General features: G+C 32.6%; 10 protein-coding genes. 6 read left to right on the forward strand and 4 right to left on the reverse strand.

Annotation, left to right across the window (positions count from 1 at the left end; genetic code table 11):
• Positions 1 to 50: 50 nt before the first annotated feature.
• From mnmA to RB619_RS01555, 4 genes are read left to right on the forward strand one after another with little or no spacing between them, the layout of a single operon-like run.
• A complete protein-coding gene (mnmA, locus tag RB619_RS01540) occupies positions 51 to 1,238 on the forward strand; it encodes a tRNA 2-thiouridine(34) synthase MnmA (protein ID WP_308093270.1) in 1,188 nt (395 codons plus the stop codon).
• 45 nt (positions 1,239 to 1,283) lie between these two features.
• Entirely contained in the window at positions 1,284 to 2,885 is a 1,602-nt protein-coding gene (locus RB619_RS01545) for a S8 family serine peptidase (RefSeq protein WP_308093272.1), read from the forward strand.
• 12 nt (positions 2,886 to 2,897) lie between these two features.
• Positions 2,898 to 3,842 (forward strand): nitronate monooxygenase, encoded by a 945-nt coding sequence (locus RB619_RS01550; RefSeq protein WP_308093275.1) that lies wholly within the window; start codon positions 2,898 to 2,900, stop codon positions 3,840 to 3,842.
• 20 nt (positions 3,843 to 3,862) lie between these two features.
• Complete coding sequence (locus RB619_RS01555; RefSeq protein WP_308093283.1) at positions 3,863 to 4,273, forward strand: hypothetical protein; 411 nt, start codon at positions 3,863 to 3,865, stop codon at positions 4,271 to 4,273.
• Between the two features lie 119 nt (positions 4,274 to 4,392).
• Here RB619_RS01555 and RB619_RS01560 read toward each other — a convergent pair whose 3' ends face one another.
• The 4 genes from RB619_RS01560 to RB619_RS01575 all read right to left on the reverse strand — a co-directional run bounded on the left by RB619_RS01560 (position 4,393) and on the right by RB619_RS01575 (position 12,298).
• Complete coding sequence (locus RB619_RS01560) at positions 4,393 to 6,363, reverse strand: DUF3857 domain-containing protein (RefSeq protein ID WP_308093285.1); 1,971 nt, start codon at positions 6,361 to 6,363, stop codon at positions 4,393 to 4,395.
• Complete coding sequence (locus RB619_RS01565) at positions 6,344 to 8,296, reverse strand: DUF3857 domain-containing protein (protein WP_308093287.1); 1,953 nt, start codon at positions 8,294 to 8,296, stop codon at positions 6,344 to 6,346. Before RB619_RS01565 ends, RB619_RS01560 begins: the two co-directional genes overlap by 20 nt.
• Complete coding sequence (locus tag RB619_RS01570; RefSeq protein ID WP_308093289.1) at positions 8,271 to 11,525, reverse strand: hypothetical protein; 3,255 nt, start codon at positions 11,523 to 11,525, stop codon at positions 8,271 to 8,273. Before RB619_RS01570 ends, RB619_RS01565 begins: the two co-directional genes overlap by 26 nt.
• A 338-nt stretch (positions 11,526 to 11,863) precedes the next feature.
• A complete protein-coding gene (locus tag RB619_RS01575) occupies positions 11,864 to 12,298 on the reverse strand; it encodes a DUF4268 domain-containing protein (protein WP_308093292.1) in 435 nt (144 codons plus the stop codon).
• Positions 12,299 to 12,389: 91 nt separating this feature from the next.
• On the opposite strand from RB619_RS01575, the gene RB619_RS01580 reads away from it, so the two are divergent.
• Entirely contained in the window at positions 12,390 to 13,040 is a 651-nt protein-coding gene (locus RB619_RS01580; RefSeq protein ID WP_308093295.1) for a CoA pyrophosphatase, read from the forward strand.
• Positions 13,041 to 13,166: 126 nt separating this feature from the next.
• On the forward strand, positions 13,167 to 13,976 hold the full coding sequence (locus RB619_RS01585) for a lysophospholipid acyltransferase family protein (protein ID WP_308093297.1): 810 nt from the start codon (positions 13,167 to 13,169) through the stop codon (positions 13,974 to 13,976).
• The last annotated feature ends 101 nt before the right edge of the window (positions 13,977 to 14,077 follow it).

Raw genomic sequence — 14,077 nt, forward strand, 5'->3', positions numbered from 1 at the left:
CTATTATTTGGCTTATCTTTGCACCCTTGTAAAAATATAAACGATTTAGAATGAAACGTGTAGTTGTTGGACTTTCTGGTGGTGTAGATTCTAGTGTTGCTGCTTATTTGTTGCAACAGCAAGGATACGAAGTTATTGGCCTTTTTATGAAAAACTGGCATGATGATTCGGTTACTATTTCTAACGAATGTCCTTGGTTAGAAGACAGTAATGATGCTTTATTAGTGGCAGAAAAACTTGGAATACCGTTTCAAACTGTTGATTTAAGCGAAGAATACAAAGAAAAAATCGTTGATTATATGTTCAACGAATACGAAAAAGGGAGAACTCCAAATCCTGACGTGCTTTGTAACCGCGAAATCAAGTTTGATGTTTTTATGAAAATCGCTTTGAGTCTTGGTGCCGATTATGTGGCAACAGGACATTATTGCCAAAAAAATGAAATCGAAGTTGACGGAAAGCCTGTTTATCAATTAATTGCCGGAAACGACATCAATAAAGATCAGTCTTATTTTTTATGTCAGTTATCACAAGAACAATTATCTAAAGCATTGTTCCCAATTGGTGCTTTGACAAAACCAGAAGTACGCGAAATTGCGGCTGAAATGGAATTGGTAACTGCTGAAAAGAAAGATTCTCAAGGATTATGCTTTATTGGTAAAGTCCGTCTGCCAGAATTTTTGCAACAAAAATTACAACCAAAAGAGGGTAAAATTGTTCAAATTGATAAAAATGATCCAATTTATGCTGTTGAAGAAACTGCAGGATTATCTTTAGAAGAACAATTAAAAGCGGAATCTGACAAACTAAATTACCTGCCTACAATGGGAAAAGTGGTTGGAAAACACCAAGGTGCTCATTATTTTACAAACGGACAAAGAAAAGGTTTGAATGTAGGAGGAACTACTGATCCGTTGTTTGTAATTGCTACGGATGTTGATACCAATACGATTTATACTGGCTTATCTAGTAATCACCCAGGTTTGTTTAAAAAAGCTTTGTTTGTTGGGAATTCTGAAGTGCATTGGGTTCGAACTGATTTGGCTTTAAAGTCAGGTGAATCAATGGAAGTGATGGCTAGAATTCGTTACCGTCAGCCTTTGCAAAAAGCTGTTTTGTACCAATTTGAAAACGGAATGTACGTTCGTTTTGAGGAACCTCAATCGGCTATTACTGAAGGTCAATTTGTTGCATGGTATTTAGATAATGAATTAGTTGGTTCGGGAGTAATTTCTTAGCTTTATACTTTTTTATAGGGAATTTCCTTTTTAAAAAAGTAAACTATGAAATACTATATCGCCTTTTTTATATTACTTTTTTCATCTGCGATGTTTTCGCAAGAAGATGCTTGGATTTATTTTAAAGATAAGCCAAGTTCGCAATCTTTTTTAGATAAACCTTTGGATATGCTGGCACAGCGTTCTTTAGCAAGAAGAACGGCTCAGAATATCGCATTAGATCTTAAAGATGTTCCCATTGAAAAAAGTTATTCAACGCAAATAAAATCAAGCGCAGGAATCACAGTTTTAGCCAAGTCAAAATGGCTGAACGCACTTCATATACGCGGTACTCAAACGAATATTACGGCACTTAAATCATTATCATTTGTTGACAAAGTTGTTTTTACAAATAAAACTTTGAATACAGCAAAAAAAGTGAATGAAAGCACTGTAGTCCAGATAAATAAGAAGCTTGAAACGACGATTGATTATGCGTACGGAAATAGTGCAAATCAAATTCAGATGTTGAATGGTCAGGCATTGCACAAGCAGAATTATGCAGGCTCAGGAAAAGTTATTGCGGTTTTAGATTCAGGTTTTCCAGGTGTAAATACAGCGCAGCCTTTTCAAAATCTTCAAACAAACAACAGAGTTTTAGGTGGTTATGATTTTGTAAATAGAAATTCTAATTTTTATACTGGTGATAATCATGGAACTATGGTTCTTTCAACTATGGGCGGTTATACAGAAAATATTTTGATAGGTACAGCTCCTGAGGCTTCTTATTATTTATTTATCACAGAAAATAACGCTTCTGAAAATCAAATCGAAGAATCACTTTGGGTCGAAGCAGCAGAAAAAGCAGATAGTCTTGGCGTTGATATTATTACAACTTCATTAGGTTATTTTGCATTTGATAAAGCAGGTGAAAGTCATACTTACAGTGACATGAACGGCAATACTACATTTATTTCAAAAGGAGCAGAAATCGCTTTCAGCAAAGGAATAATTGTATTGGCTGCAGCAGGAAATGAAGGAACAACTCCTGAACCGCATATTGGCGCTCCGGCAGATGCCGTTTCGGTGCTTGCTGTTGGCTCTGTGACTTCGACAAAAGTAAAATCTGATTTTAGTTCTATTGGACCAAGTTTTGACAATCGTGTTAAACCTGATATTATGGCTCAGGGATCGTCAGCAGTAGTCGCTCTTCCTTCGGGAAATCTTGGTTTGGCAAGCGGAAGTTCATTTTCATGCCCAATCGTGGCGGGATTAGTGGCGTGTCTTTGGCAGGCTTTTCCATCAAAAACAAATAAAGAAATCAAACAAATGATTTTACAATCATCTGATCGTTATACAACTCCTGATTTTAACTACGGTTATGGAATTCCGAATTTTGGAGCGAATTTAGGTGTCAACGATTTTCTCTTATCTTCAACTTTTTCAGTATTTCCAAATCCAGCTAAAACCACTATTTCTTTTCAATTTCCTGAGGAGAATTACACAGCGTCAGTAGTAATATATTCGCTTTTGGGACAAAAATTAATTGAAAAACAAATCACAAATCAAAATCCTTTTCTTTCTGTTGAAACCTTAAACAACGGACTTTATTTTTATACTTTTGATGCCGAAGGTTTACATAAAACAGGAAAGATAATTAAACAATAACAGCCTTTTTGCATGAATAAAATTACGCAGCTTTTTAATATAAAATATCCAATAATTCAGGGAGGAATGATTTGGAACAGTGGTTACAAATTAGCTTCAGCAGTTAGTAATTCTGGAGGATTAGGCCTTATTGGTGCCGGTTCAATGTATCCTGAAGTTCTGAGAGAGCATATTCAAAAATGTAAAAAAGCGACCGACAAGCCTTTTGGAGTTAATATTCCGATGTTATATCCAAACATTGAAGAAATCATGAATATTGTTGTGGAAGAAGGCGTGAAAATCGTTTTTACTTCGGCAGGAAATCCTAAAACATGGACTTCATTTTTAAAAGAAAAAGGCATTACAGTTGTTCATGTAGTAAGCAGTTCTGTTTTTGCTTTAAAAGCACAGGAAGCTGGAGTAGATGCTATTGTGGCGGAAGGTTTTGAAGCTGGCGGACATAATGGTCGTGACGAAACAACGACGTTAACTTTGATTCCGATGGTGAGAGAAAAAATCCAGATTCCGCTTATTGCAGCGGGAGGAATTGCAACGGGAAGAGGAATGCTTGCTGCGATGATTCTTGGTGCGGATGGTGTTCAAGTTGGAAGCCGTTTTGCAGCATCTGTAGAATCTTCGGCTCACAATAATTTTAAAGAAACGATAGTTAGTATAAAAGAAGGCGATACACATTTGACATTGAAAGAATTAGCACCTGTTAGATTGGTGAAAAATAAATTCTATCATGATGTTCAGGCTTTGTATGAAAAATGCCCTTCAAAAGAAGATTTGGTACAGCTTTTAGGTAGAGCACGAGCAAAAAAGGGAATGTTTGAAGGAGACCTTGAAGAAGGCGAACTTGAAATAGGACAAATCGCGGGACTCATTCACGAAATTTTGCCTGTTGAAGAAATTGTGCAACAAATGATTGCTGAATTTGATGCTGCTAGCAAAGAAAAGTCTAAATTTGAATTTTAATTATCTGTAAGAAATATTTCATGAATTTTATTCGCATTTCTATATTAATCTTGTTTTTTATTTTTGGACTTCAAAGCGTTCAGAGTCAATCTTATAATTTTAAAACTTCTGGTTTTAGCGTTTTAGAAAAAAATCAAAAAGGAAAGTGGGGTGAATGGTCTAATCTAGATTTGGTAAATCTGAGTGTAGTTTTAGACACTGATAAACACAGAATTGTGGTGTATTCTCAGGAAATTCAACTTTTTAATATTTTAGATTACATCGAAAGAGAAGAAAACGATACTGATATTACGTATTCTTTCATGTGTAAAGATAATGACGGGAAAGAATGTAAACTTTCTATTATTACCCGCAAAAAGCAGGATTTCCGAAAACAGCTTTACATCAACTACGATGATCATATAATAGTTTACAATATTTTTAGTGTTTAATAAAAAGATACTGAGATGATAAGTTTTTAAGATACTAAGATTTTGAATTTTAATAAAAATAATAAAGCCGACAAATTTTTATGATTTGTCGGCTTTGTTTTTTATGTATTTCTTAAAATTTACTGTGTCACAATAACCACAATTTTATTAAAATCGGCGGCAGCATTGATAACCGCTTTGTATTGATCAAAACTTGCCAGCGGATAATTTACTATATTGTAATACTCTGTATTTTCAATTGTAACTTCGTTTTTGTTTTGTGAATATTTACTCGTGAAAGCGGCTTCAGTTTTCCCGTTTAAATCGGTTTTAAAGTCCATAACAAACTTGTCCAGATTTTTGATTTTAGCGCCTTCAGGTAAAACAATTTTTATTTTACGTGTGTAATAATGCGGATAATCAATCTCGATAGGAAGCATACGTTTGTTTTCCTGATAAAATTCCATTTGACGTCCAATTGTCTGTCCTACAGAAAATAAATAATTTTCTCCCGCTTTCTGGATCATATCTTTTCCATCAAAAGTCAAGTTCAGTTTGTATGGTTTTTTTCCAATGAATTCTGTTCCGTCATTTTCTGTAGTAAGTGTTTTGTATTCACTTTGAAGCGTATAGTTTTCAGAAACACTTTTCAACATTGTTTTGTATTGTTCTGCTGAAACGAAATCTTTTATTGGCTGAAAATTCAAACCAGAATAACCGCCATAAGTCATATTGCTTGTAATTAACGGATTTTCTAGATCTTTTGTGAAATCAACCGTAATATCCATATAATCATGCGTGATTTCGGTACCTGGAATTTCAATAAAATTAATTTCACCAATTCCCATTGCAACGCCCGCAAACACTTTCTCTTTGATAAATAATCCGTTGTTATTTCCTAAATAATTTGGGAAAAGTGGCAAACGGTATTCAATTTCAGTTGGAGAAAGATATTTTTTGATGGCCGGAAAATAAAACAAGAAATCATTTAAGTTTTCATAGCTTTCAAAATCTTTGTCAAAAGGAACTTTGTAACGGCTTGAAGTGAAAACAAGATTTTGTTCTATTTTGAAATATTTAAAAGCTGCAACATACAATTTGATGATATCAACACTATTTGCCTGTTTTTTGCTGATTACATCGCTCAAAGTAGGTTGCATGTCAGTATATTTATCGTAAATAATTGTCTTTTTGATTTTGTTTTCAATATTCCAGATTTGCTCTTGCGGATCTTTTGATTCCGGAATAGAACTACAAAAAGTTGCAATTGCTTTTTCTTGCTTTTTGTCTAAAACTGGATTAATTCTTTCATAAGTTGCTGTCGCATACTCCTTGAAATTATTAAGGTTTTTTGCTCCATTATAAAGATTTGCATCTAATTTGTAACGGAAAAGTTTTAGTCTGACATCCCAATTAGAATATTCTTCATCATCTTTTAAAGCAGGAATATCTTTTTCAGAAATGCTGATTACTTTTTTATTTTCCAGTTTTTTATCATCCAAAACAGGCTCGCTCAAACCGTTGTATGATTTCGTTTTAAAAACAAGATGTGCTGGAGTAATCAATTCAAAATTATACTCAGCAATAGGATATTCATCCTGCATTTTAATCGTGTTTCCTTTTAAATCTGGGTTTTCTTCAAGAACGTATAATTTTTCGATTACAGCACCTTTCTCAAGTCCGTTTAGGGCAAAATAATTGTACTTCATTCCTTTTTCTTGATCAACTTCTTCTTTAATATCTTTTTTATCTAAAATAATGGTTTTTCCATTTTTTAAGATCACACGAACTTTTGTAACCAATACATTTTCGTTATCACTAAAAGGAATATAAACTTTATTGTTTCTTTCAATTGCATCATCAGAGTTGATGTACTTTTTTTCATGTATCAAGCGATATTGTGAAGCCGTGTTTTTATCCACCACAATTTCGATTTTTATAGTACGGTTCAGAATAATTTCTTTTTCTGTTTCATACTTTTGAGGCACTTCGATTTTTACATCTTTTTCGTTCCAGTCATAATTCTTGAAACTATATTCCTGAGCAAAAAAGAGTGAAGTGCACATTAGTGCAGCAAAGGTGAAAATGGTTTTAAGGAAGTTTTTTTTCATTATTTTCAAGTAAAATTATGGTTTCGCTATAGTTAGATTTTAGTTTTTTGATGGTTTCGTTCCAAGGCTCAAAATCGGATTTGTTAAGCAGTAATTTCTTTTGCTGTAAACTGATATTTAAGTACATAATGTTGTTCTTGAATTCATAAACAAAATGCGCTTTCAAATAATCATTATCTAAATCAAAGTTTTTTGGAAGATATTTGATCTTAAAGTTTTTCGGAATTTCAAGCGCATATTGCGTCGTAAACTGAGTCAGATATTCATATTCAAATTGAGCAACTCTGTCTTTTGCAAGTGTTGCTTTTTCTAAAAACTTGTCTAAAAACAAATTCACATAAATTTCCTTGTCGACTTTTACGATGTAATTATCAAGGTCAAAATTGTAATCAATCACATACGGCAACTCTTTATCAGATAGATTTTCTTCTTTGTAATCTTTTAAAATGAATTTATTATTTCCTTTTAAAACCAAAGATTTTATCATTTCCTGACGCGCTTTGTTTGTCGCATCGCCAATTTGCATTAAAATATGACTTCGGTTGTAACCAAAACGTTCCATTTTTGCATTTCCAATTAATTTGCTGTTTTCAATTTTTAAATTGACAGTTTCCTTCACTTCATTTTGACTTGGAGAAACAACCGGAACACGATAAATTTTATATTGGTCGTTTTCGTTAAAAAGAACTTCTTTTCCTTGAATAAAAGCCGTTGGAATACCGTAGCGCGTTTCTTTGTCAGTCCCGTCTAAAAAGATATACTGATCGTCTTTTTTAAAAATGGCAATCATATGATTGTCGACCGAAGGCGTTGCCAAATCATTGTACGAGTAGGGAATACTGCGTGTACCAATCCATGCCAAAGTCACATTTTTTACGCCTGCATAATTAGCCATGCACGAAATAATACTGGCCATATCTTTACAATCACCAAACTTTCGCTCAAAAACCAAATTCGCTTCACGCGGAATAAATCCTTCGTAGCCATTTTCAAAAGCAATGTATTTTATGTTGGCTTTAACCCAATAAAATATGCTTTTTACTTTCTCTTCATCAGTGTTTTTGTCTTTAATAAGATCCAATGTAAGCGCTTTCAAATCTGGATCTTCTTTTTTATTTAGGTCTTTTACAAAGTCTTTATAATAATTAAAAAGCTCGGTAATTGTGCCTAAAACCGGAGTTGTAACATTGTTAATGGAATATTCTTTAATATAAAAATCAACATGAGGAACTTGATATAAGTAACCTGGAGCTCCTTCTTCATATTTTAATGGTTTTATATCAGTCAAAGTCCATTTATGAATCCATTTGCCTTTTTTTTCTGTTTTAGAATAGACAATTGTTTTGTTAGGATCGTTGAAAATTTTATAATCAATCACAATGTTTTTATCGGTTCTTACCTCTAAAGTCGAATTTTGAATAGGCAAAACATCTCCAAAAATAAACTTGTGCAATAAATGCGGATCTAAAAACTGAGTCTGATAATTATAAACCTTTTTTGCCCCTGTTTCTAAATTTGGAAAAGTCAGCTGACGCTCTTTTACATCATTATAAAAAATGGAACTTTGCTGCGATTGTTTTTCAATTGTCTGCGTGACTTTGATCTTTTTCTCTTTTCCATTTTCATTAATAACAGTGTACGCATCATAACTTTTTAATGGAATCAAATCAGAATAAGAAAAAGATTCTTTGTTGTTAATAATCCCATTTTGAGTCAAAATCATGGCTTCATAATGATTGTCAAGCATGATTTTAAGACCGTTGTTTTCAAAAGTTATATCGTATGCTTCGGTATTATCAAGAATGATTTCGTTATAATCTGGGTATAAATTTTTTGTATCCTGAAATGATTTTTGTGCCGAACCTGAAATAGAATAAAGAACAAGTAATACACTCAGAATTAAAGGTCTATTTGATAATGTCAACCAATTCATCTGAATCATATTTTTTAGTTTCTATTAGTTTCCCTGCATTGTAAATCAATGTATTTCCGTGCAATTCATCATTTTTATAAGATACTGCAGCCCATAATTTTCCATCTTCTTTAAAATATTCTTGCGCTCCTTCATAACTGTTGTTTACAAAGTGCTCTTTTTTATACACTTTGCCATTCGCATAATATTCAGATCGGTCACCTTCTAAACTGCCGTTTTTATAAGTACATTCATATTCTTGTTTTCCTTCTGCCGAATTGATAACAAATTTTCCGTTTAATTGTCCTTTGTTCAAAGCAAGCTGAATTGCTGGTTTTCCGTTTGGATAATAGGATACAATTTCTGCAGTTTGATTGCTGATCGGTTTTTTCTCTGTTAGTTCGCCGGTTTTGCTTTTTGTAATAAAATATTGAGGCATATTGTTTGTATAACCAATGATAACAAGAGCTTCGCCTTTTTGATTGTAATAAGTGGTTTCTCCTTCGCGGGCATCATTCGACATCGAGCTTTCCATCATTTTTGATTTATTGTTGAAATAACGAGTCGTTTTTCCGCTTTCATCGCCAAAAGAATATTCTTCAGTAAGTCTTAAGTTTCCAACAAAATCATATTGTTTACTAAGCCCATTTAATTTTCCACAATAGTAAATTTGATCTATAAGAAGTGAACCAGTCGGGCCATATTTCTTATATGAGTTATGAAGTTTTCCGTTAACATATTCAGCATCAATCATCATATTTTTAAATTTATCCTGAGAGATTGCTTTACCATTCAAAACTCCATTTTTCAGTTCAAAATTTTTAGCAAAAATTCCATTGTTATAGGATAAACTGAATTTTCCGGTTTTGTTTTTATAATCAAAATCATTTTCCAGTTTTTCACCGGGACCAAATGTTTTTCTGCTTGTCAAATAATCATTTATATAATGCTCGATAGAAGAAATCGTGCCGTTTTGATTGTAAATAAATTTATCGTGTAAAACATTGTCATTAGTCATAAAACCTTCTGTGCTCACTTTTCCATCAGCATAAAAAGTTTGAAAAGGGCCATTTTGTTTTCCTTTTTCATAATAAGTTATCTGATTTATTTTATCGCCGTCATATCCTTCGTAGCGACCGCTCAAAGTATCATTTTTAAAATGACTAATGCTTGAAATTTCGCCACTTTCAGTATAATTTGTACATAAACCATTGTTTTTTCCGTCACTGCACAATTCCTTTAATCTAGTATTTCCAGATGAAAACAAATAAGTCCATTCACCTGTTTTTTTTCCTTTTTCAAAGTTTCCTTTAACTCGCAATGTGCCATCAAAATTTTTCATTTCAAAACCTTTTTTGGCGATATTTACTTCGGTTCCTTTTGACGCATTTTCGGTAAATTGAGTTCCGGTTTTTAATTCCCCAGACTTGTATTTTTCCTCAAAATACTTATTTCCAAAAGTGTCAAAATAAGTATAAGTGTCTAATTCTCCTTTTGGATTATACAAACTCTCACCTGATTTTTTTCCGTTTTGCAAATATTCAATTGATTTTGAAACATTGCCAAGCGAACAAATGTTTTCTCTTTCCAAATTTTTGTTTGAGTAGTACTTTTTATAACTACCTTCAATAAAGCCATTTTTGTAAACCGCCTCCGCTCTTAAAGTTTTGCCGTCAAAATATTCGGCATAATTGCCTTCAATTTTGTCATCTTTACAATTATAAGTTTCTGTAATATCGCCAGCTTCGCTGTACGTAATGTATTTTCCACTCAATTTTCCATCGGCAAAATCAATTTCATTTTTCTTCGTTCCAGCTTCATATAAACAAATTAAAGTACCATTACGCTGATCGTTAGTAAAGTTTATTTCGCATGTTTTTCCACCATTTGGGTAATATGAAGTACTAATTCCGTCAAGCTTGTCATCTTTATAATTTTCATACAAAGACATGTTTCCATTTTCATAATACACCTTTCTTTCACCGCTTAATTTTCCTTCAGCAAAATATTTTTCTTCAGTAAGACGTCCTTTTTCATCATAATATTTTTGCAGACCATCTAAATTTCCATTTTTGAAGTTAAGTTCACCGCCTAAATTTCCTAACGAATTCAAATATTTGCATTTTCCATTAAATTCGCCATTAACTTGTGGTCCAATGATAAAAGGTCTTTCATTTCTTATTGTAACCACAACCTCTTCTGTTTTGCCAAAATGATCCAACTTTCGAGTTGCAAAAACAGGCCAAAAACCTTTTTGAATGTAGTCTTCATTAAATGAAATGATTTTTTTCTTTTGCTTCGTTAATTCTTTCCCGATTTTATCTTCCAAAGAAAGCAAACTATAATACGAGTAGTTTTCCAGCTGGTTTTTTGCCACCATATCTTTTACCCACGGAATGTAAGTAGTTTCAAAAAATCCATCGCCCATTTTATGTTCAACAGCATATTCCGCGACTGCTTGCACTTGACGCGTAATTACATCATCAATGCTTGATTGTATTTTATATACTTTTTTTAGTGGCAACTGATTTCTTAAAATAGTTTCAATTTCTTCAAAATTATCCCCAGATTTTGAGAAAACTAGTTTGTTTTCTTCAAGATAATTTTGTCCAAAGCTCGAATTTAATTGTACTACTGCTTTAGAAGCAAACTGGCCAGTAGGAGCAATGGCAAGATAACTCATTAAGGCAAGTGTTCCTTCGGTGATTTTACCGTTTTCAAAAGCCATAATTCCTAGCAAGTAATGCGCTGGCGCATAATTAGGATCATTTGTAATAACGCTTTTAAGCTTATCGAGCGCTTTTTGCGTTTCTTTTTTACGAATATAAAGTATTGCAAAATTGTATTGGAAGGTTGAGTAATTTCCAATGTACTTTTCGCCTTCTAAAAATATTTTTTCTGATAAATCGTATTCTTTTTCGTTGCTTAAAAAGATCGCATACATTTTATACAGCTCTGGGAATTCCTGCATTTTTCCCTTAGCATATAAATTTTCTAAATGTGTTTTAAGTTCCGTTTTCTTCTCCTGAGCATTCAGGACAAGACCAACTTCGTATTGTGCGTTAAGGTATCTGGGGTCAATTTTACTGATTTTTTGATATTCTTTTAAGGCTTCATCATACTTTTGAGTATCATATAATTTTTCACCTTTTTTGATTATGGAGTCATTGTTGTAAACAAAAGCATAATCAGTTTGTGCATAGTTTTTTGAAAATGAAACTAAAAAAAACACCAGTAAAATTTTTCTCATTGCAGATTTCGGTTTTTCAAATATAAAAATTTTGACCAAATCTGCATCATTTATAGGTATTTCTTTATTAATAATTTTTAAGATATCTTAAAAACAAAACAAATGTGTTGCAATCTCTTGTAAATACTGATTTTTAGATATTTTTTTAATAAATGTCGAATGTTGGGGTATGAGTTATGAGTTATGAGTAAATAGTAAAAAGTGAAAAGTGAAAAGTGAAAAGTAAAAAGTAAACCCGACATGTTTTTAAAACATGTCGGGTTTGAATATTAGTTTTAAAATCTCAGTATCTTAGAAACTTAGCATCTTAGAATCTTAGAACCTTAGCATCTTAAAAGCTACTCTATATCTTTAATAAATTCATCATATTCTAAATAGAACATTTCGAGAGCGTGCATGTTTTCGTTGAAAAAATCAAAAATAGCATCCCAATTATTACGGTTGCTGAAACCAATTCCTTGTTTTTCAACCCAAATGCGGCTAATGGTTTTACCACTTTCTAAAGTGTAGTTTTTCTCGAAAACCAAATCCTTAATGAATTCTTCTTCAAGAATATTTTTTAAAGCTTCTATTTTTTCAAAATAAGCATTTCGTTTTTCATCGCTACGATGTTCAATGTCAATTAAAACTTTTGCTTTTTTATTGTCAACAAAAAACTTAAAAGAGAAATCTTTGATTTTTGTATCATAAAGAACCCATTTTCTTGGATACTTTTCTGCAAAAGCTACCCAAAATTCTCTTTTCATTCGTTGTGATTCTTCTTTACTGTACATTATCTATGGCTTTATCTTAGAAAATTTGTAGAACCGCATTTTCTAGAGTATATTTATATTTTATTTGAAAGTACAAAAATAAACTTTGAATATGGATTTTCAAGATTTTTTGCAATATGTTCCTAATTTAATTCCTGTTGAACTTCCAGCGACGAATTCTCATATAAAAATGGCGCCAAAGGAACGCATGCAAGAGCTCAAAAACCTTGATATAAGTGCAAAAAATCCAAGAATTGCCGCTGTCATGATGCTGTTTTATCCTAAAAATGGGAAAACGCATTTGGTTTTAATTGTCCGTAATGCTTATAATGGTGTTCATTCATCGCAAATTGCATTTCCTGGAGGCAAATATGAAATCTCCGATTTTGATTTTAAAGATACCGCACTGCGAGAAACCAATGAAGAAATTGGTGTTCTTCCTGAAAAGATAGAAGTTGTAAAACATTTTACGCCAATGTATATTCCGCCGAGTAATTTTTTGGTTCATCCTTTTATGGGAATTGCCAGAGAAGAGCTTTCTTTTTTCCCCGATATTCGAGAAGTAGCTGCAATTATTGAACTGCCACTATCTGTTTTTTTAAATGATGAAATCATCATCGAAGCCACATTGTCAACTTCTTACGCAGCAAATGCTCTTGTACCTGCATTTAGCATTCAAAATCACATTGTGTGGGGCGCAACAGCGATGATTTTAAGTGAACTGAGAGATGTTCTGAAAACTGTTTTAGACGGAAATTCATAAAAATGAAAAATTAACGATTTGATATTCATTATTATAGCGATTTATTTCCGAAATTGCTTTATAGTATTGCTAAAAGAATAATTTTTGTATGTTTGCGACTTAACAAAAAAAATACAATAAACAGCTATGGGATTGTTTAAACGAAATCCTTTTGGACATATATTATTTATCAAGAAATGGTTGATCCGTGTCTTGGGCGCTATGACGCACCGCAGATACAGGGGATTTAATGAATTGCAGATTGAAGGATCTGAAATTATTAAAACATTGCCTGATACTAATGTGCTGTTTATTTCAAATCACCAGACTTATTTTGCTGATGTTGTTGCTATGTTTCATGTGTTTAACGCAAGTTTAAGCGGACGTCAAGACACTATTAAGAACATTGGTTATTTGTGGCAACCAAAAATGAATATTTATTATGTTGCTGCTAAAGAAACCATGCAGGCGGGTTTACTGCCAAGAATTCTAGCCTATGTAGGCGCTATTACTGTTGAAAGAACTTGGCGAGCAAAAGGCGTTGACGTAACTGAAAAAAGAGATGTTAACCCAAATGATACCGAAAATATCAGAATTGCTCTTAACGATGGTTGGGTAATTACTTTTCCGCAAGGAACTACAAAATCATTCAAACCTGTTCGTAAAGGAACTGCACATATCATCAAACAACATAAACCTATCGTAATTCCAATTGTAATTGACGGTTTCCGCCGTTCGTTTGACAAAAAAGGTTTACGAATGAAGAAAAAAGGAATTCTGCAATCTTTCATTATCAAAGAACCTCTTCAAATTGATTATGAAAACGACACAATCGAAGAAATCGTTGAAAAAGTAGAATACGCAATCGAACAACATCCATCATTCTTAAAAGTTATTCCAGCCGAAGAAATCAAAGCGCAGGAAGAACTTAACAGATTGAGACAATGGGAATATTAGAAATTTTAGATTTCTGATTTTAGATTTTAGATTGTTTTTTTGTTTCAAGTTCCAGGTTTCAAGTTTGAAAAAAAACTTAGAAACTTAGCATCTTAGTATCT

It is taken from the genome of Flavobacterium sp. LHD-80, from assembly GCF_030929605.1.
GTDB lineage: Bacteria > Bacteroidota > Bacteroidia > Flavobacteriales > Flavobacteriaceae > Flavobacterium.